Raw genomic sequence first — 19,544 nt, forward strand, 5'->3', positions numbered from 1 at the left:
TTTGTTTACCAAGGAGTTTTCCGTTTCGACTGCGCCGGAAGTGGGGCGAATTATAGACTTCTGGAATCTGCCGTCAAGCGTTAATTACACCTTTTCCGCAGAAGATGGTTTTTTCGCCATAAGTCGGGGGATACGGCGCATTAATGGGGGTACCCGCAACGCCAAAAGCAGCGCCCCTATAAAGGCGTAGACTGCCCACTCCTTCAGATCTGCCCTCACGATCCACAACATATGCAATAAACCAAGACCAAGAATCACATACACAAAGCGATGCAGCTTCTTCCAACGAGTACCCAGCCGACGCTGGCTATAGCGATTCGAAGTCACGGCCAAGGCTAACAAGCCCAGGAACCCCAATGCTCCGACGATAATGTAAGGTCGCTTGCGCAACTCCACTCCCAGTTGTGACCAGTCCAATCCTAAGACAAAGACACAATAAGCAGCCAAATGCAGCACCACATAAGCAAAGCACCACAACCCCAACTGCCGACGCACCGCTATCCACCCCGACCACCCAGTGAGCTTCTGCATCGGCGTCATTGCCAGAGTGATCAGCAACAGGACCAACGTGCCCAACCCCAAGCGATCAACCAACACCTTGCCCGGATCAGGCCCCAGCGCAAAACTCCATGCTTGATACAACCACCACAACGGCCATATCGCTACGGCGATAAAAACGCCGACACGCCAGATAGGATGACGCATCAATAGTTCTTCCGCAGGTCAAGGCCCGTATAAAGAGAAGCCACCTCTTCCGAGTATCCATTGAACATCTGCGTTTCACGCACGTTAGGACTGAAAAGGCCACTTGGCAGCCGACGCTCCCGCGCCTGAGTCCAACGAGGGTGATCGACAGTGGGGTTCACATTTGCATAAAACCCATACTCATCCGCAGCGATGCTTTGCCATGTGGTTTTCGGTTGCTCACTGACCAGGCTGATACGCACAATCGACTTCACACTCTTAAAGCCATACTTCCACGGCACAACCAAACGTAACGGCGCGCCATTCTGGTTAGGCAGCTCCCGCCCATACATGCCCACGGCAAGAATCGCCAAAGGGTTCATCGCCTCATCCAAACGCAAGCCTTCCACATAAGGCCAATCGATCAGAGCGAAGCTAGAACGCTGACCCGGCATGCTTTTTGGGTCCTGCAAAGTCTCGAAACGGATGTACTTGGCCTTGGACGTCGGTTCGACCTGCTTAAGCAAAGCGGCAATCGGAAACCCTATCCATGGAATAACCATCGACCACGCCTCGACGCAGCGTAAACGGTAGATTCGTTCTTCCAATTGATAAGGTTTCATGAAGTCTTCAAGGGCATAACGCCCAGGTTTCGCCACCTCACCATCGATCACAACACTCCAGGGCTCAGTCTTGAGCGAACCGGCATTTTTTGCCGGATCGCCCTTGTCGGTACCGAACTCATAGAAGTTGTTGTAGTGGGTTGCGTCCTTGAATGGAGTAACTGCCTCATCTTTGACCGTTACCGCTTGCCACTTTGTAGCAGGCAGCTTTTCGGTAAACCACCCAGGCGCCCTACCCGGTTCGACGTCGGCATAACGCGCAGCATCCTCCGCACTCGCCCAACGTGGAAGACTGGTGGCGGCAATGCCGGCAAGTGCACCACCGAGCAGGCTGCGACGAGAGAGGTAAAAAGATTCAGGCGTGACGTCCGACTCATGGGAATCGGACGCTTTAGGCAATTTGATTAACATGGCAACTCCGCAGCATTGGAGGACTGATGCACCAATAGACTGTGGAGTATGGGGGAAATTACATTAAGGCAACGTTTTGTCCCGACGCAGACGCAGCAAATACTGAATCGGGCCCGACGCGGCATAAACCAGGAATGCCAGCAGCAGAATCCGCGGCGGATCGCTGAACACCACGGCGAACACCAGCACCACGACAAGGATCGCCACGAAAGGCACACGCCCCTTGAGGTCCAGCTCCTTGAAGCTGTTGTATTTGATGTTGCTGACCATCAACATCCCGGCAGCTGCCACCATCAAGGCCACCAGGAACGACATTTTCGACCCCTGGATACCGTAATCACTGAACGCCCAGACAATACCCGCCACCACTCCCGCAGCAGCCGGACTGGCCAAGCCGATAAAGTAACGCTTGTCCGCGGTACCCACTTGGGTATTAAAGCGCGCCAGACGCAACGCGGCACCCGCGACATAGATAAAGGCAACCATCCAGCCAACCTTGCCCATATCACCCAGCGCCCAAGCAAACGCCAGTAATGCAGGGGCGACCCCGAATGCCACCATGTCCGACAGCGAGTCGTATTCGGCACCAAATGCACTTTGCGTATTGGTCATCCGCGCTACACGACCATCCAGACCATCAAGCACCATGGCCACAAAAATCGCGATAGCAGCAAAACCGAAATATTTGCTGGCACTCGCCGCGTCGCCCGCCGCCAGTGCACTTTGGGCGCTCATGGAGTTGATGATCGAGTAGAAGCCGGCGAACAGGTTCGCGGTGGTAAACAAGTTAGGCAGAAGATAGATGCCACGATGCCGGACCTTGCGGCCTTCCGCGTCATGCCCTTCTTCGACATGCTCATCAATCGGCAGCATGCTTTCGGCGTCGGAAGCCTGGTTTGGCTCTTCGGGACGTTCGCTCATGGACTTTACCTTGCAACAGTTTGAAAAATTCGACAAAGACTTGCGGCGAGTGTTCGCCAGCAAACGATGCAGCTTTATACCAGAACCGGCCAGCCAAACGAAAAAACGCGGCCTAGGCCGCGTTTTTCTTTGATGCGTACGACTTAGTTTTTGGCTTTGTCGACGATCTTGTTGGCACCGATCCACGGCATCATGGAGCGCAGTTGCTCGCCGATGACTTCGATACCGTGAGCAGCGTTGTTGCGACGCTTAGCGGTCATCGAAGGGTAGCCGGTAGCGCCTTCGCTGATGAACATTTTGGCGTACTCGCCGTCCTGAATGCGTTTCAGGGCGTTGCGCATGGCCTGACGGGACTCGGCGTTGATTACTTCCGGACCAGTCACATACTCGCCGTACTCGGCGTTGTTGGAGATCGAGTAGTTCATGTTGGCGATCCCGCCCTCGTACATGAGGTCAACGATCAGCTTCAGTTCGTGCAGGCATTCGAAGTAGGCCATTTCCGGCGCATAGCCAGCTTCAACCAGGGTTTCGAAACCAGCTTTTACCAGTTCAACGGTACCGCCGCACAGAACGGCTTGTTCGCCGAACAGGTCGGTTTCAGTTTCGTCTTTAAAGGTGGTTTCGATGATGCCGGTACGACCGCCACCCACGCCAGCAGCGTAGGACAGCGCAACGTTCTTGGCGTTGCCCGATGCGTCTTGGTAGATCGCGATCAGGTCAGGAATACCGCCGCCTTTGACGAACTCGGAGCGTACGGTGTGGCCCGGCGCTTTCGGCGCGATCATGATCACGTCCAGGTCGGCGCGTGGCACAACCTGGTTGTAGTGAATTGCGAAGCCGTGGGAGAAGGCCAGGGTGGCGCCTTTTTTGATGTTCGGCTCGATTTCGTTCTTGTACAGCGAGGACTGGAACTCGTCCGGGGTCAGGATCATGACCAGGTCGGCAGCAGCAACCGCGGAAGCAACGTCAGTCACTTTCAGGCCATGAGCTTCAGCCTTGGCTACGGTGGCCGAGCCTTTGCGCAGACCAACAGTCACGTCAACGCCGGAGTCTTTCAGGTTGCAGGCTTGCGCGTGACCTTGGGAGCCGTAGCCGATGATGGCGACTTTCTTGCCCTGGATGATCGACAGGTCACAATCTTTATCGTAATAAACTTTCATGAGGTTCCTCTATATATCCAGGCCTTAAGGCCATTCGCTAATTTGGGTTAGATGCTGAGTACTTTGTCGCCACGGGCAATCCCGGTGACACCACTGCGTACGGTTTCCAGAATCGAGGCTGTCCCGATCGACTGGATGAAGCTGTCCAGTTTGTCGCTGGTACCGGTCAGTTGAACGGTATAAACGCTGGCGCTCACATCGACGATCTGCCCGCGATAGATGTCGGTAGTCCGCTTGATCTCGGCACGTTGGGCGCCCGTGGCCTTGACTTTAACCAGCATCAGCTCGCGCTCGATGTGAGCGCTTTCCGACAGGTCGACCAGCTTGACCACTTCGATCAGCTTGTTGAGGTTCTTGGTGATCTGCTCGATCACCTCATCGTGGCCTACGGTTGTCAATGTCAGACGCGACAGAGTCGGGTCTTCGGTCGGCGCCACTGTCAGGCTTTCGATGTTGTAGTTGCGTTGCGAAAACAGGCCGACAACACGAGACAGAGCGCCGGGTTCGTTCTCAAGAAGCAGGGAGATGATATGCCGCATGATTACGTACGCTCCGTCTTGTTCAGCCACATGTCGCGCATAGAGCCGTCTTTGATCTGCATCGGGTAGACGTGCTCGCTGGTATCCACCTGAATATCGATGAACACCAGACGATCCTTCATGGCGAACGCCTCTTCCATCTTCGGCTTCAGATCTTTCGGATCAGTGATGCGAATGCCAACGTGGCCATACGCTTCTACCAACTTGATGAAATCTGGCAGCGACTCCATGTAGGAATGGGAGTGACGGCTGTTGTAGCTCATGTCCTGCCATTGACGCACCATGCCCAGCACGCCGTTGTTCAAGCAGACGATCTTGACCGGCAGACCGTACTGCAGGCACGTCGACAGTTCCTGGATGTTCATCTGGATGCTGCCTTCACCGGTGACGCACGCAACATCGGCGTCCGGGAAGCTCAGCTTCACCCCCATGGCCGCGGGAAAACCAAAGCCCATGGTGCCCAGGCCGCCGGAGTTGATCCAGCGGTTCGGCTTGTCGAACTTGTAGTACTGCGCGGCGAACATCTGGTGCTGGCCCACATCGGAGGTCACAAAGGCGTCGCCCTTGGTCACTTCGCACAGGGTTTCGATCACGGTTTGTGGCTTGATGATGCTGCCGTCACCCTTGTCGTAAGGGAACAGGCCGCGATCACCGCGCCACTCGTCGATCTGCTTCCACCAACTGGCCACCGACTCCTTGTTAGGCGTCTCGCCGATATCCTTAAGCGCGGCGACCATTTCGGTCAGCACGCTCTCTACAGGACCCACGATCGGCACGTCGGCCTTGATGGTCTTGGAGATGGACGCCGGATCGATGTCGATATGGATGATCTTGGCATTTGGGCAAAACTTGCTCGCGCCGTTGATAACCCGATCATCGAAACGTGCGCCAACCGCCAGAATGACATCCGCGTGGTGCATGGTGAGGTTAGCGGTGTAGCTGCCGTGCATACCGAGCATGCCGACGAACTGACGGTCCGTACCCGGAAACGCACCGAGCCCCATCAGTGTGTTGGTCACCGGCAAGTTGAGCAGCTTGGCCAGTTCGGTCAGCGGTGCGGAACCGCCGCCCAGGATCACACCACCGCCCGAGTACAGCACTGGGCGCTTGGCCGCCAGCAACATCTCTGCGGCCTTGCGGATTTGCCCTGAGTGCCCACGGACCGCCGGGCTGTAGGAACGCAGCTTGGCTTTTTTGGGGAAGACGTATTCGAATTTTTCCGCCGGGTTGGTCATGTCTTTCGGAACATCGACAACGACAGGGCCCGGACGACCGGACTGTGCGAGGTAGAAGGCCTTTTTCATGACTTCCGGGATTTCCGACGGATGCTTGATCATGAAGCTGTGTTTCACGATCGGCCGGGAAATACCAATCATGTCGGTTTCCTGGAACGCATCGGTTCCCACCATGGTGCTGGGCACCTGGCCGGAAATGATCACCATCGGGATGGAGTCCATATAGGCCGTCGCAATGCCGGTAATAGCATTGGTTGCGCCTGGGCCGGAAGTTACCAGCACTACACCGGCTTTACCGGTGGCGCGGGCATAACCGTCAGCCATATGGGTCGCGGCTTGTTCGTGGCGAACCAGGATGTGGGTAACAGCCGGTTCCTTGAACAGCGCGTCGTAAACATGCAGAAGAGCACCACCTGGGTACCCGTAGATATAGTCGACGCCTTCGTCACGCAAAAAGCGGACGAGCATCTCACCACCAGATAAAAGCTCCACGTTGTTCACCTCTAAAACGCCAGAATACCGTCCGTTAAAAACCGACGGGTCTTAATAGGTTTACTTCTCAACAGAGCATGAGCGACGGTGGTCGCCGACTACGTCAGCACTGACTGAGCAAGTATTGGGATCGTCCCAAGTGTTGCGGGCTTTTCCCACCCAGCGCGAGGTAACGCGTTGCGGGTGTAACAGGTCGGCGCGGATGTGCGCCTCATGATCTGCTGAGCGGGCCTGCTTCTGGCAGTCCCGATACAGCGGACTTTGGATTCTTCTGTTTCAGGCCCTTCAAGTCAAGCAATAATTGCGCTTTTTTCCAACTAAGCGCATGAGAACGTAGAAGAAAGGGCCGTGAGGAGGGATAAAACTCGCCTGAATGTCGTCAAGCGGTAGAAATATGCGCAAGACTGCCGAAAAAGCCGGCAGTCAGGCAATTAACGAGCGTCGACGATCAATTGATCGAACTTTTTCAGCGCGTTGCGCAATCCGAGGCTTTCCTGAGGCCGGTCTACATAGACCATCTCGGCCATTTCTAGAATCCCCGACGCGCGTGGCAAAGGCAGATCTTGCTCAAGGATGTGCTTCATGCGCGCCAGGAAGATCCATTGCAGCCACTGGTGGAAATCCAGCGTATCCACCGAAAACGGCTCAACACTGCTGAGTGCTTCAGAGCTGGGGGGAACCTCTTCCCACCAGCCTTGCACGCGCAGCTCACGCTCGATCAGCAATAGCTGTTCGGCAATCGCAGGAAAACGCCCATCCATCAGAGGTTGACCTTGGCTTTCTGGCGGGCCTGGGCGGCGCCGGCGGCATCGCCCTGCGCGGCGCGCGCGTCGCCGATCAATGCCCAAAGGCTGGCTTGCAGGTCTGGGCGACCATTGGCCAGGCTCAAACCCCGACGCGCGAATTGTTCGGCCTGCGGCGCGTCGCCCTGAGCCATGCGCACCTGCGCCAGGCGATACAGAACCTGAGGTTCTCGGGGTGCGACACGTTGCGCGCGTTCAAGGCTTGAGGAAGCGCCGTTCAAGTCGCCACCCGCCTGTTGCTGCTGAGCAGTGGTCAACAAAGCCAGCACCGGCCCGTCCAGTTGCTCGTCAGCCGACAAGCCGCCTGCATTGGAAGACGACGGAATGCCGCTCGGCGAGGACGGCATGTTATAGGTGCCTTGATTGACCGGCGCCGTCTGAATCGGCGTGGCGTCGATCGGGCCGGAAGTGCTTGGCCCTGGTGTCCACGGCTCGGCACTGATCGGCGCCGAAGTCGCGGCACCGCCGCCGGGCACCATCACCACCACGCCCGAGTCCTGCGGCACCGCTTGAGCTGCGGCCTGGACGGGACGCTTGGTCACGGTTTGGCGGAAGCCGCCATTGGCCGAGATCCGGTCGCTATTGGAAACGGCCGTGCTCGAGTCCACCACTGGAATGGAACCGCGTTGCACGCTGGAGCAACCGCCGAGCAAAGCCAGCGCTGTAATAGCTGGAAACCACCACTTGTTCACTTGAAACCCTCTTTGCTTAGTTCATCCAGCCCTTGACCCAGTCCATCACCGATTCTGCGTCAGCAGGGGCACCGCCACCGCACGCAGCACCGGGTGGTGGTTCGCTGCCGCGAATATACGGCATCTGCACCGCGCCCGGGCAGTTGGCATCAGAGCCCTGACCGGTGTGCGGATCGATCCAGGCCTGCACGATGTTATCCGGCTGCGGCATGTTCAACGGGAGCGGGTCAGCCTTGCGCATAAAACTGGTCCAGACCTGCAACGCGCCTGTCGCACCGGTGAAAGGTGTCTTGCCATTATCGTCGCGCCCCAGCCATACAACGGCCAATACATCCTGACCAAAACCGGCGAACCAACTGTCCCGCGAATCGTTACTGGTGCCGGTCTTGCCCGCCAGCGTCAGATTGGACGGCAGCACCTTATAGACCGAACTGCCAGTACCTTCGCGCATTACGCGCTGCATGGCGTTCTGGATCAGGTAGATGGAACCCGCGTCGAAACGCTGCTGAATCTGGAAAGGATAGCGCTTGAGCGGCTCCCCTTCGGCGGTCAATACACTGCGGATGCCCCGCATCGGCGTATTGAAGCCACCGTTGGCCAGGGTCTGATACATCGTTGCCACTTCCATCGGCGTCATCGCGCCAGCGCCCAGCAGAATGGATGGAAACGCTGGGAATTCACGAGTAATGCCCAGTCGCGCCAATGTCTTGAGCACATTCGGCACCCCCACTTCCAGACCGAGGCGAGAGGTGGAAATGTTGTAGGAATGCGCCAAGCCCTGGTACAGGAATACCGTGCCATGGGAGCGGCGATCAAAGTTCTGCGGGGTCCACACCTGACCATCCCCGCCCTTGACCGACAGCGGATCGTCCGAGAGCCAACTGGTGAGCGTGTATTTGCTCGGCTTTTCCAGTGCGGTCAGGTACACCGCCGGTTTAACCAGCGAGCCGATCGGGCGCACAGCATCCAAGGCGCGGTTGAACCCGGCAAAGCTGGCCTGACGACTGCCGATCATGGCCTGCACTTCACCCGTTTCAGGGTTAGTCACCACCATTGCTGCTTCCACTTCGTCGGAACCTTTGCGCCCGGTCAGACGCTTGAAGGTGTCGTTGACCGACGCTTCAGCCTTCATCTGCAGGATCGGGTCAAAACTGGTGAAGATTCGCAGCCCCTCCTCGGTCAAGTCTTCGTCGCGATAGTCTTCACGCAACTGGCGTTTGACCAGATCGATAAAGCCTGGGAATGAGCTGTCCGCCAACTTGCCGCGGGAGGTCACGCCCAATGGCATTTTCTTGGCCGCGGCAACCTGCTCGGCGGTAGCAACGCCCTGCTGCTCCAGCACGTCCAGCACCAGGTTGCGGCGCTCCAGCGCACGCTCCGGATTACGACGCGGATTGTAATAGGAAGGTCCTTTGACCATGCCGACGAGCAGCGCTACCTGGTGCAGCTTCAATTCGGACAGCGGCTGGCCGAAGAAGAACTGACTGGCCAAGCCGAAACCGTGCACTGCGCGCTGACCATCCTGGCCGACGAACACCTCATTAAGGTATGCCTCAAGGATTTCCTGCTTGCTGTAGTGCAGCTCAAGCAGCATAGCCATCATGGCTTCGGTGAGCTTACGGGTCAGGCTGCGCTCGTTGGTCAGGTAGAAGTTCTTAACCAATTGTTGCGTCAGCGTACTGCCGCCCTGGGTCATTTTGCCGCCGGAGGTGTTCACCCAGATCGCGCGGGCAATCGACTTGGGCGAGACGCCCCAGTGGCTGTAGAAATCGCGATCCTCTACTGCAACCAAGGTTTCCAGCAGGTAAGGCGGCACCTGATCCAGCTTGATCAGGATGCGATCTTCAAGGTTTTTAGGGTAAATACCGCCGATCATCAGCGGTTCCAAACGAACCACAGGCAGTTTGGAACCATTGAGCGACGACAGTTCGGCCACATAATCGCCGGAGAAGCGCACGCGTACCGGCTGAGGCTTTTCCAGGCCTTCATAGAATTGGAAGCCACGAGTGTTCAAGTCAACCGTATTACCGCTGACGGCGGCGGCACCCGGGCCATTGCTGACCGGCTCACGGCGATAACCGAGCGCGTCGAGCTCGGTGAGGAAGTCATCCTTGCTCAGCTTCTGGCCAGTGAACAGCTCCAGCGGGCGGGCGTAGACCTTGGCCGGGATAGTCCAACGTTTACCAGAGAACTTCTCTTGGACCACAGCGTCGAGGTACACCGCAAAGCCGGCGAGCACTACAAGACCGACAAGGCCGAGCTTGAGCGCCCAGCCCAACCAGGGGCGCAGGCTGCGGGAAGGTGTTTTTTTACGGGAGCGGGGAGATCGGGTTCGAGTCATGGCGGCGGATTATACGCATTTTATCGATGATCAACATGAGCCGGACAGCGGTTTGCACGACCGCCTACAGCGGCCATAATGCCCGACATGATTTCCCCAAGACTCTGAAGGATCGCCCGTGAGCCAGTCCCTGATCGCAGCCCTGCAAGACCCGGCGTTGTACCCCCATCCGGTAGAAGCGTTCCAAGTCATCGAAACCCATATCTCCTGGGTCATTTTGACCGGCCCCTTTGCTTATAAATTGAAGAAACCGATGAACTTCGGCTTTCTGGACTTCACCGCCCTGGAAGATCGCGGGCATTTCTGCAATGAGGAACTGCGCCTCAACCAACGCCTGACCCAGGATTTGTACCTGGAAGTACTGCCGATCACCGGCACCGCCGAATCGCCACAACTGGGCGGTGACGGCCCTGTGATCGAATACGCGCTGAAGATGCGTCAGTTTCCCCAAAGCCAACTGCTCAGCACCTTGCAGGCCAATGGCGAACTGACCGCTGCGCACATCGATGAAATGGCCCGGCAGATCGCGCACTTTCACCTCAGCGCCCCTCATGTACCGCAAGCTCACCCCGCCGGGACCCCGGACGAGGTGATGGCGCCGGTGCGACAGAACTTCGAGCAGATCCGCCCGTTCCTCAGCGACAAGGCCGACCTGGCTCAACTCGACGCCTTGCAAGCCTGGGCCGAAAGCAGCTTCGAACGCCTCAAGCCGCTAATCGCGCAGCGCAAGCTCGATGGGTTCACCCGCGAGTGCCACGGTGACATCCACCTGGGCAACGCAACCCTGATCGATGGGCAAGTGGTGATCTTCGACTGCATTGAGTTCAACGAACCGTTTCGCTTCACCGACGTTTACGCCGACACCGGTTTCCTGGCCATGGACCTGGAAGACCGCGGCCTCAAGTCCCTGGCTCGCCGCTTCATCAGTCAGTATCTGGAACTGACCGGCGACTACCAGGGCCTTGAGTTGCTGAATTTCTACAAAGCCTACCGTGCCCTGGTCCGCGCCAAAGTCGCGCTGTTCAGCATGCCGAGCGAAGCCAGCCCGGTGCAACGGGCCACCACCCTGCGCCAATATCGCAACTACGCCAATCTGGCGGAAAGCTACAGCACCATTCCATCGCGCTTTCTGGCGATCACCCACGGCGTCTCGGCCGTCGGCAAAAGCCACGTCGCCATGCGCCTGGTGGAAGCCTTGGGTGCTGTGCGCCTGCGGTCGGATGTAGAACGCAAACGCCTGTTCGGTGAACAGCAGGTAGAAAACACACCTCAGGCGGGCATCTATGCCGCCGACGCCAGCACCAAGACCTACGCACGCCTGAATGAAATCGCCAACATCGTGCTGCGCGCCGGTTTCCCGGTGGTGCTGGACGCGACGTTCCTCAAACGTGAACAACGCGATGCTGCCGCCAAGGTCGCCGAAGCCACTGGTGCGCCGTTTCTGATTCTGGATTGCAATGCGCCACAAGCGGTCATCGCCAGTTGGTTGGCGCAACGCCAGGCGGAACAAAACGACCCGTCCGACGCGACCCTGGCAGTTATCGAGGAACAGCAGGCCCATCGCGATCCCCTCACGCCGGAAGAGTTATTGCAGAGCAAGCGGGTGGAAACCAATCAAAGCGGAACCCTGGATGCACTGGTCGCGCAAATTCGTCAGCGTCTGCCAGGCTTGTAAGAAAAATTTATTGGTCGCGTCGTCTACTTAAACGCGCGACCGCACAATAGTGGCACTATAATGGCGTCATAAGTCCAACAGGAGTCGTTTTCATGAGTAAGCCTAAGCTTCTTGATACACCGCTCTACGCGCTCCTGCACAAAGACGATATTCGCGGCTTCAACCAAGAGCGCCCTACCGAAGGTGTCATCGATATGCGCGGAGGCGATTTCCGCGGATTGGACCTGCGCGACCTGAACGCCACCGGCGTGGACTTCACCGACGGGTATTTCCGCTCTGCCGACCTGCGCGGTCTGGATTTGCGCGGCTGTTCGCTGGAAGGCGCCAGCCTTGCCCATGCGCAGATTTCCGGCACGTACTTCCCGCCTGAACTGACCGCCGATGAGATCCTGATGTCGGTCAACTTCGGCACTCGCCTGCGTTACCGCACCAAGTGAACCTCAAGGTCCAGGCCCCGGTTATGCGCCAGCGTAACCTGGGCCTTGGGACTGCGCGCGTCAAAGTTACAGCGTCAGGCTTATAAGCTTTTGAGCCGTATCAGAGCAAAGAACTGCACTTTTCCTACTGAACGCTACACTCCTTTTCAGGCCTGTCTGGTCACGATACCCACCGCACCGTTCGGCCGTCGCAAGGAGGCTTGATGAACGATGAGCTGCAACACCTGAAAAACCTCGGCAAGACCTCAGCGCAGTGGCTGCATGCAGTGGGCATCCACAGTGCATCCGACCTGCGCCGCCTGGGGGCGGTCGATGCCTATCGAGCAGTAAGGACTCGCGGATTTCGGGCATCGAAAGTGTTGCTGTATGCGATCGAAGGGGCTTTGCTGGATGTGCACTGGAACGATATTCCTGCCGAACGCAAGGAAGCCTTGAATCGCCAGCTGGAGGCCGTGTCGTCTCGCCCTAAGAGTTGAGCCTGGCTAGATCTCGCCACTCGGCGTTTCGAACGAGCGTTTGAGAAAACTTCAGGAAGCCGCACAAACTACGGTTGACTCTCAAATGAGAATCGTTATGATTATCACAGCTGGTCGCGAGATCAGCCGATAACTGAAAGGCCCTTGGTTCGGACTCTCAGATTATCTCCTCATCAGGCTAATCACGGTTATTTGACCCGGCTTTTGCCGGGTCTTTTTTTGCCTGATAGAAATCCTATTCAGCGCGCGATGACCAATGGATGCCCACGCTCCGGATGCGGCTGCACCAACACTTCAAGGCCGAATACTGCCTTGACGATCTCAGGCTGCAGCACCTGGGTCGGCGTGCCCAAGGCGTAGGGACGTCCCTGCTCCAGGAGCAGCATCCTGTCGCAGTAACGCGCCGCCAGGTTCAGGTCATGCAGGATCACCAGCACCGCCGCTCCGCGGTCAGCAAAGGCACGTATTGCCTGCAGGATGGTGTGTTGGTGCAAGGGGTCGAGCATCGATGTGGGCTCATCCAGCAGCAATGTCTGCCCCGCTTCACCCGGCCACAATTGCGCCAATACCCGTGCCAGGTGCACGCGCTGGCGCTCACCGCCCGATAAGGCCAGATAGTTGCGACCGCTCAGGTGCCCGACATCCGCCGCCTGCAACGCCGCAGTGATGATCTGCTCGTCACGGGTTTTGCCGGTCTGATGGGGCAGGCGCCCCATACCCACCACCTCTTCGACACGGAAAGCAAAATCCAGGGTGGAGGTTTGCGGCAACACTGCCAGGCGCTGAGCACGCTGTGCCCCGCTCCATGCGCTCAAAGCCTGCTGATCCAGCCAGACATTGCCCTGATCTTCTTGCAACTCACCGCTCAAGGTACTCAACAGTGTGCTTTTGCCGGCGCCATTGGGCCCCAGCACGCCGAGCACCTCACCTGGCAGCAGATCGAGGGTTATGTCCGCCAATACGATTTTGCTATCACGCCGGACCTGCACCCCTTCCACCCGCAACATCAGGCGCGTCCTCGTAATAACAAGTACAGAAAAAACGGCGCGCCGATAAATGCAGTCACAATGCCGATCGGTAATTCGGCAGGCGCCAGGGCAAGCCGTGCGATCAGGTCGGCGCACAGCAACAAACTCGCGCCCGCCAACACCGACGCAGGCAATAGCACGCGATGATCAGGCCCAGCGAGCAATCGCACCAAGTGCGGCACCACCAAGCCGACAAATCCGATCATCCCCGCCGCAGCCACCGCCGCCCCTACACCCAGGGCGGTGCAAAACACCAGTTCACGTTTAAGCCCTTCGACATCAACGCCCAGGTGGCTCGCTTCAGACTCGCCAAGCAGCAACGCATTCAACGCCTTCGCCCGCCGCGGCAACCACAGCGCCACCCCCGCAGTTACCAGCAACAACGGCCATAGCCTTGAATAGCTGGCACCGTTGAGGCTACCCAGGTTCCAGAACGTGAGTGTGCGCAACGTGGCGTCATCTGCCAGATAGGTAAACAAACCGACTGCCGAACCGGAGAGAGCCGTTAGCGCAATGCCCGCGAGCAGCATCGTGGCCACATGGGTCTGACCATCACGCCTCCCCAGGCGATAAACCAACGCAGTCACCCCCAGCCCACCGGCAAACGCGCACAACGACAGCACATAGGGCCCGAACACATCCGGTAAACCGCCCAGGAACGCAGAGCCGACAATCGCCACCGCCGCCCCCAAGGCCGCACCGCTGGACACCCCAACCAATCCCGGGTCCGCCAACGGGTTACGAAACAGCCCCTGCATCGCCACCCCCGACAACGCCAACACGCCGCCGACCGCCAGGCCCAGCAAGGTGCGCGGCAGCCGGATCTGCCCCAGGATCAGCTCAGCCTGCTCCAGGCCGTGGGCATCGATGGGTAGGCCCATCAAGCGCAAAGCTGCACGAAGCGTATCCCCCAGCGGCAGGCTGACGGGCCCTAAAGCCAATGACAGCCAGGTGGCCAACCCGCATAAGAGCGTCAAGCCGATAAACAACGTTCGTGGTTTTACCAGTGTGGTCATGGTGTAGCTTCAGACGAAGTCGGATAGAACCCGGCCGATAATACTTCCAGACTTTGCGGCAGACGCGGCCCCAATCCGCCAACCAGCAGAGTGGGGTCCACTTCAAGCACCCGGCCCTGTTTGGCCGCTGGCGTCGACGCCAAAATCGGGTTTTCCTTGAACAGCGCCGCACGCGCCGCCGCCCCTGTCAATGCGCGATCCGCAAACACCAGCACCTGCGGACTCAGCCCCGCCAGCGACTCTGCCGAAAAGGGTTTATACCCCGTGTGCGTAGCTACGTTGTGGCCACCCGCCTGGCGCAGCATCCAGTCCGCTGCCGTGTCCTGGCCAGCAACGAGCGGCTTGCCACCGGCATTGCCAACAAGCAGCAACACACCCGGCGCCTGCCGAGTCGCCTGGATCTTCACGAGGCGGTTTTTCTGCCGTTGCAGCGCCTGCTCATAATCGCCGAACAGTGCGCGCGCCTCAGCCGCCTTACCGAGTAATGTCCCCAGGTGCTCAAGGTTGCTTTTCAGCGCCTGTAAATCTGGCTGTGCGGAAAACATCTCCACTTGCACACCCGCGCTGCGGATCTGCGCCAGCACTGGCGGCGGCCCCATTTCTTCGGTGCCCGCCAGTACCTGCGGACGCAAGCTGAGAATGCCCTCGGCCGACAATTGACGCTGATAGCCAATACTCGGCAACGTTTTAAGTGTCGCAGGATGCTGGCTGGTGGTGTCCACACCCACCAGTTTTGGCTCGCCCCCCAAGGCCACGACCCACTCCGACAGCGCGCCACCGGCACTCACCCAGCGTTGTGGTAGTTCAGAGGCCATTGCCCCGTGATTGATGAGCAAACCAACAACAAGCGCAATAGCGCTGGTACTCAGGCGCATAACAGGGTTTCCTTCCAGGGGCTGGGTCTCAGAACGCTTTTCGAGGAGACAGATTGGCCCTGCCAGGCATCGAACGTAGCGCCCCGCCAGCCGACGAGCGAAGCCCGCATTTGATAATTGTTTGCATTTGAACGTCAAGGTACTTAAGGATTGAAATGAAGTTTCTCTGCTCCTCCGTCGCACTGGCACCCAATACCAGCCTCGGCTTTGATATCGACGGGTGCAAATTATTGGCTGTGCGCCGCGATGGCATTGCGTACTTCTATATCAATCGCTGCCCCCATCGCGGTGTTGCACTGGAGTGGCAACCCGGCCAATTCCTCGACGACAGCGCCAGCCTGATCCGGTGCGCGACCCACGGTGCCTTGTTCCTGATTGAAACCGGCGAGTGCATCGCCGGACCCTGTGCCGGTAAAAGTCTGGTCGCCCTGCCCGGCCGCGAAGACGCACAGGGCCTGTGGGTGGACCTCTAGTCGAGCAGCACGTCCAGGCGGCGATCCACGCAAATCTCTTCGGCCGTGACACGCACTCCATAGGCCAGCACCTCCACCCCCGCCGCCTTGGCCTCGCGCAGCGCCGCGCCATAGGCCGCATCGATTTCCACGGCCGGGCGCACCGCATCGATCCCCGAAAGATTGACGCAATACAACTGCACCGCCCGCACGCCATCCCGCGCCAGGTAAGCCAACTCCCGCAGATGCTTGGCTCCGCGCTGGGTTACCGCATCGGGAAAGGCCGCCACTCTGGAATCATCGAAACCTAAGGTGACACTTTTAACTTCAACGTAGGCCGCGCCATGGGGATAGTCCAAACGGAAGTCGATACGGCTTTTCTCCTGGCCATAGGGGACTTCGCGCTTCAACGCGGTAAAGCCATCCAACTCGGCGATCACCCCAGCGCGTAGCGCCTCCTCAACCAATTGATTGGCGCGCGCCGTATTCACGCAGGCCAGCCGGCCCTGGGGCGTTTCGGCGATTTCCCAGGTGCCGGGCAACTTGCGCTTGGGGTCATCGGAGCGGCTGAACCAGACCTGCCCGCCTTCGACCATGCAATTGAGCATGGAACCGGTGTTCGGGCAGTGAATCGTGAGTAACTCGCCGGTAACGGTTTCGATATCGGTGAGAAAACGCTTGTAACGGCGAATCAAGCGGCCTTCTTCAAGGGGAGGATAAAAACGCATCAGCCTTGCCAACTCCGTAGACCACGGGCGATGCGCTCCACCGCCTCCTGCAGGCGCTCGATGTTCTGCGTATAGGCAAAGCGCACATGATGGCCGGCCTGATAGCGGCCAAAATCCAGACCGGGCGTGAATGCAACGTGCTCGGTTTCCAGGAAATGACGACAAAATGCGAACGCATCGCCGCCAAACGCGCGAATATCGGCGTATAGATAGAAGGCCCCTTCCGGCTCGACCTCAATGCCAAAGCCCAGCTCCCGTAGCGCCGGCAGCAGGAAGTCGCGACGGCGACCGAACTCGGCGCGGCGCTCCTCCAGAATGCTCAATGTTTGCGGAGTGAAACACGCCAGCGCCGCATGCTGAGCCATGCTCGGCGCGCTGATATAGAGGTTTTGTGCCAGCTTCTCCAGCTCTCCCACCGCTGCGGGCGGCGCCACCAGCCAGCCCAGGCGCCAGCCGGTCATTCCGAAATACTTCGAAAAACTATTCAAGACGAAGGCGTCATCATCGACTTCCAGCACACTGGCGGCGTCGGTGCCGTAGGTGAGGCCGTGATAAATCTCATCCACCACCAGATGGCCATCGCGCGCCTTGATTGCACTCGACAGCCCGGCCAGTTCGTCACGGGTGAGAATCGTGCCGGTCGGGTTCGCTGGCGATGCCACCAGGGCGCCCACACTGTCCTGGTTCCAATGCTTGTCCACCAAGTCGGCCGTCAGTTGATAGCGCACGTCCGGGCCTACCGGTACCAGTTGCGCGGCGCCCTCGACCAAGCGCAGAAAATGCCGGTTACATGGGTAACCTGGGTCTGCCAGCAGCCAGTGCTTGCCCGGGTCAACCAGCAAACTGCTGGCCAGCAGCAACGCACCGGAACCGCCGGGCGTGATCAGGATGCGTTCCGGATCGACATTCAAGCCGTAGCGTTGCTGATAAAACCCACTGATGGCTTCGCGCAGCTCCGGCAGGCCACGGGCGGCGGTGTAGCGGGTTTTGCCATTGGCCAGCGCGGCCTGGCCGGCCTGGATGATCGGCTCGGCCGTGGTGAAATCCGGCTCGCCGATTTCCAGGTGGATCACATCATGGCCGGCCGCTTGCAGCTCATTGGCGCGCGCCAGTAACGCCATGACATGAAAAGGTTCGATGGCGCGACTGCGCGCACTGTAGGGCTGGGCCATTAGCCTTCCTTAACGGTGAGGACAAAATCAGGATTCTACCGAACCCTCGCGGTAAAACATGCTCTATTGCCTGCTCGGTCGTTCGTGATGAACCCGGCACGCGCCAGCAAAACGACTAAAATCAACATTCGAGGCGATCCATACCCAGCCACAGCGGGCTGCTGCAGTTTGCAACCCCTGAGCGAAGGGCTTCGACAACCGGGAGTGGCGCACCCTGAATCTATCTGGTAAGTTCGCCCGCTTGCAGCCGCAGGGCCGGCAGGTGTCGGTGACGTTGCAATCCTGCGCAATGGATTAGAAGAGTGAGAGGCGGTCTATTCATGTCCACCCAAGCAAAGCAACAGCAGCAGAGCCTCAGCGGCTTCACACCTTACGTCGAAACGAAGGGTGAGGAGTACATGGGCAAGCCCATGCGCCAGCACTTCACCAAGATCCTGCAAAAGTGGAAGCAGGACTTGATGCAGGAAGTCGACCGCACGGTTGACCATATGAAGGACGAAGCCGCCAACTTCCCGGACCCGGCCGACCGTGCCAGCCAGGAAGAAGAGTTCGCCCTCGAACTGCGCGCTCGTGATCGCGAACGCAAGCTGATCAAGAAAATCGACAAGACGCTGCAACTGATCGAAGACGAAGAATACGGCTGGTGCGAATCCTGCGGCGTCGAGATCGGCATCCGTCGCCTGGAAGCCCGCCCAACCGCGGACCTGTGCGTAGACTGCAAGACCTTGGCCGAAATCAAGGAAAAACAGGTCGGCAAATAATCCTGCCGGGCTGATCGAATGGGGCGTGCGAACGCTCCATTTTTGTTTCTGGCGTTTGCCGATTTTCCAGTAGTATCCGGCCCATGACAGCCTCTACCTATATCGGGCGTTTCGCCCCCACGCCCAGCGGCCATTTGCATTTCGGCTCCCTGGTCGCCGCCCTCGCCTCCTACCTCGACGCCCGCGCCAATCAAGGCCTCTGGCTGATGCGCATGGAAGATCTGGATCCCCCCCGCGAAGAGCCCGGCGCCCAGGCGGCGATTCTTCATGCCTTGGAGAGCTATGGATTTGAGTGGGACGGTGAACTCGTCCGACAAAGCGAACGGCATGATGCCTACGCCAAAGTACTGAACGACCTGTTCAACCACGGCCTGGCCTACGCCTGCACCTGCTCACGCAAACAGCTGGAGCCTTACAACGGCATCTACCCGGGCCTTTGTCGTAACGCCGGTCATGACCCGCACGACGCAGCCATCCGTTTGCGTGTTCCTGAGCTGGAATACCACTTTACCGACCGAGCACAGGGCCATTTCCGACAGCACTTGGGCCGTGAGGTCGGCGATTTTGTTATCCGTCGGCGCGACGGCCTCTACGCCTACCAGTTGGCCGTGGTGTTGGACGATGCCTGGCAAGGCGTAACCGACATCGTGCGCGGCGCCGACCTTTTGGACTCCACGCCACGCCAGCTGTACCTGCAAGAACTGCTGGGCTTGCGCCAACCGCGCTATTTGCATGTACCGTTGATCGTTCAGCCGGACGGCCACAAATTGGGCAAGTCCTATCGCTCACCGCCGTTGACACCCGACCAAGCCACGCCTTTGCTGTTAAGAGCCTTGCGTGCCCTTGGCCAACAAACGGGCAGCGAACTGCTCTACGCCAGCGCGCGCGAGCTGCTCGATTGGGGCGTCCGGCATTGGGATGCCAACCGCATCCCGCGCGCGCTCACGTTGGCAGAAGCGCAATTGAGCTGAAGGCGCTTGCAGCTTGCCAGCCATCCGTTACCATCGCGGCAGTTTTTAACTC

At 58.7% G+C, this 19,544-nt stretch carries 20 protein-coding genes; 6 read left to right on the top strand and 14 right to left on the bottom strand.

Annotated features, from left to right (window positions below; translation table 11 throughout):
• Nucleotides 1-84 precede the first annotated feature (84 nt).
• From msrQ to mrcB, 9 genes are all read right to left on the bottom strand, one after another.
• A complete protein-coding gene (msrQ, locus tag ACFZPT_RS20850) occupies nt 85-705 on the bottom strand; it encodes a protein-methionine-sulfoxide reductase heme-binding subunit MsrQ (protein ID WP_034100651.1) in 621 nt (206 codons plus the stop codon).
• Nucleotides 705-1,718: a protein-methionine-sulfoxide reductase catalytic subunit MsrP gene (msrP, locus tag ACFZPT_RS20855; RefSeq protein WP_034100652.1), complete on the bottom strand. Its 1,014-nt coding sequence runs from the start codon at nt 1,716-1,718 to the stop codon at nt 705-707. Before msrP ends, msrQ begins: the two co-directional genes overlap by 1 nt.
• Before the next feature lie 63 nt (nt 1,719-1,781).
• The gene (pssA, locus tag ACFZPT_RS20860; RefSeq protein ID WP_034100654.1) at nt 1,782-2,639 is read right to left on the bottom strand and encodes a CDP-diacylglycerol--serine O-phosphatidyltransferase; all 858 of its coding nucleotides are present in this window, start codon (nt 2,637-2,639) and stop codon (nt 1,782-1,784) included.
• Nucleotides 2,640-2,782: 143 nt separating this feature from the next.
• Complete coding sequence (ilvC, locus tag ACFZPT_RS20865) at nt 2,783-3,799, bottom strand: ketol-acid reductoisomerase (protein WP_003194132.1); 1,017 nt, start codon at nt 3,797-3,799, stop codon at nt 2,783-2,785.
• Nucleotides 3,800-3,846: 47 nt separating this feature from the next.
• Nucleotides 3,847-4,338: an acetolactate synthase small subunit gene (gene ilvN / locus ACFZPT_RS20870; protein ID WP_003176102.1), complete on the bottom strand. Its 492-nt coding sequence runs from the start codon at nt 4,336-4,338 to the stop codon at nt 3,847-3,849.
• 2 nt (nt 4,339-4,340) lie between these two features.
• On the bottom strand, nt 4,341-6,065 hold the full coding sequence (locus ACFZPT_RS20875) for an acetolactate synthase 3 large subunit (RefSeq protein WP_034100944.1): 1,725 nt from the start codon (nt 6,063-6,065) through the stop codon (nt 4,341-4,343).
• Nucleotides 6,066-6,496: 431 nt separating this feature from the next.
• Nucleotides 6,497-6,826: a YqcC family protein gene (locus ACFZPT_RS20880; protein WP_034100655.1), complete on the bottom strand. Its 330-nt coding sequence runs from the start codon at nt 6,824-6,826 to the stop codon at nt 6,497-6,499.
• Nucleotides 6,826-7,560, bottom strand: a complete 735-nt coding sequence (locus tag ACFZPT_RS20885) for a M48 family metallopeptidase (RefSeq protein ID WP_034100657.1) — start codon at nt 7,558-7,560, stop codon at nt 6,826-6,828. Before ACFZPT_RS20885 ends, ACFZPT_RS20880 begins: the two co-directional genes overlap by 1 nt.
• A 16-nt stretch (nt 7,561-7,576) precedes the next feature.
• Nucleotides 7,577-9,901 (bottom strand): penicillin-binding protein 1B, encoded by a 2,325-nt coding sequence (gene mrcB, locus ACFZPT_RS20890; RefSeq protein ID WP_034100658.1) that lies wholly within the window; start codon nt 9,899-9,901, stop codon nt 7,577-7,579.
• A gap of 118 nt (nt 9,902-10,019) precedes the next feature.
• Here mrcB and ACFZPT_RS20895 point away from each other — a divergent pair, with 118 nt between their 5' ends.
• The 3 genes from ACFZPT_RS20895 to ACFZPT_RS20905 all read left to right on the top strand — a co-directional run bounded on the left by ACFZPT_RS20895 (nt 10,020) and on the right by ACFZPT_RS20905 (nt 12,489).
• Nucleotides 10,020-11,576 carry a bifunctional aminoglycoside phosphotransferase/ATP-binding protein gene (locus ACFZPT_RS20895; protein ID WP_034115091.1) on the top strand — a complete coding sequence of 519 codons (1,557 nt, stop codon included), beginning with the start codon at nt 10,020-10,022 and terminating at the stop codon, nt 11,574-11,576.
• Nucleotides 11,577-11,668: 92 nt separating this feature from the next.
• Nucleotides 11,669-12,013 (top strand): pentapeptide repeat-containing protein, encoded by a 345-nt coding sequence (locus tag ACFZPT_RS20900; protein ID WP_034100662.1) that lies wholly within the window; start codon nt 11,669-11,671, stop codon nt 12,011-12,013.
• Nucleotides 12,014-12,216: 203 nt separating this feature from the next.
• Nucleotides 12,217-12,489, top strand: coding sequence for a TfoX/Sxy family protein (locus ACFZPT_RS20905; protein WP_034100663.1), 273 nt, complete (start codon nt 12,217-12,219; stop codon nt 12,487-12,489).
• A gap of 239 nt (nt 12,490-12,728) precedes the next feature.
• Here ACFZPT_RS20905 and ACFZPT_RS20910 read toward each other — a convergent pair whose 3' ends face one another.
• From ACFZPT_RS20910 to ACFZPT_RS20920, 3 genes are read right to left on the bottom strand one after another with little or no spacing between them, the layout of a single operon-like run.
• Nucleotides 12,729-13,496: a heme ABC transporter ATP-binding protein gene (locus ACFZPT_RS20910; RefSeq protein WP_034115092.1), complete on the bottom strand. Its 768-nt coding sequence runs from the start codon at nt 13,494-13,496 to the stop codon at nt 12,729-12,731.
• Nucleotides 13,496-14,533, bottom strand: a complete 1,038-nt coding sequence (locus ACFZPT_RS20915; RefSeq protein ID WP_034100667.1) for an iron ABC transporter permease — start codon at nt 14,531-14,533, stop codon at nt 13,496-13,498. Before ACFZPT_RS20915 ends, ACFZPT_RS20910 begins: the two co-directional genes overlap by 1 nt.
• On the bottom strand, nt 14,530-15,408 hold the full coding sequence (locus tag ACFZPT_RS20920) for a hemin ABC transporter substrate-binding protein (protein ID WP_099312311.1): 879 nt from the start codon (nt 15,406-15,408) through the stop codon (nt 14,530-14,532). Before ACFZPT_RS20920 ends, ACFZPT_RS20915 begins: the two co-directional genes overlap by 4 nt.
• Before the next feature lie 155 nt (nt 15,409-15,563).
• Here ACFZPT_RS20920 and ACFZPT_RS20925 point away from each other — a divergent pair, with 155 nt between their 5' ends.
• Nucleotides 15,564-15,881, top strand: a complete 318-nt coding sequence (locus tag ACFZPT_RS20925; protein ID WP_034100670.1) for a Rieske 2Fe-2S domain-containing protein — start codon at nt 15,564-15,566, stop codon at nt 15,879-15,881.
• Here the strand turns inward: ACFZPT_RS20925 and sfsA are convergent.
• Together sfsA and ACFZPT_RS20935 are read right to left on the bottom strand one after the other, a co-directional pair.
• Nucleotides 15,878-16,588 carry a DNA/RNA nuclease SfsA gene (gene sfsA / locus ACFZPT_RS20930; RefSeq protein ID WP_034100672.1) on the bottom strand — a complete coding sequence of 237 codons (711 nt, stop codon included), beginning with the start codon at nt 16,586-16,588 and terminating at the stop codon, nt 15,878-15,880. The genes ACFZPT_RS20925 and sfsA overlap by 4 nt on opposite strands.
• The gene (locus ACFZPT_RS20935) at nt 16,588-17,760 is read right to left on the bottom strand and encodes a pyridoxal phosphate-dependent aminotransferase (protein ID WP_034100673.1); all 1,173 of its coding nucleotides are present in this window, start codon (nt 17,758-17,760) and stop codon (nt 16,588-16,590) included. The genes sfsA and ACFZPT_RS20935 overlap by 1 nt, the downstream gene beginning before the upstream one ends.
• 320 nt (nt 17,761-18,080) lie before the next feature.
• Between ACFZPT_RS20935 and dksA the strand changes: the two genes are divergently transcribed.
• Together dksA and gluQRS are read left to right on the top strand one after the other, a co-directional pair.
• Entirely contained in the window at nt 18,081-18,521 is a 441-nt protein-coding gene (gene dksA / locus ACFZPT_RS20940) for an RNA polymerase-binding protein DksA (protein ID WP_034100675.1), read from the top strand.
• Nucleotides 18,522-18,604: 83 nt separating this feature from the next.
• The gene (gene gluQRS, locus ACFZPT_RS20945) at nt 18,605-19,492 is read left to right on the top strand and encodes a tRNA glutamyl-Q(34) synthetase GluQRS (RefSeq protein WP_034100676.1); all 888 of its coding nucleotides are present in this window, start codon (nt 18,605-18,607) and stop codon (nt 19,490-19,492) included.
• Nucleotides 19,493-19,544: the final 52 nt, after the last annotated feature.

The organism is Pseudomonas sp. MD330_10 (genome assembly GCF_042610415.1).
Lineage (GTDB): Bacteria > Pseudomonadota > Gammaproteobacteria > Pseudomonadales > Pseudomonadaceae > Aquipseudomonas > Aquipseudomonas rhodesiae.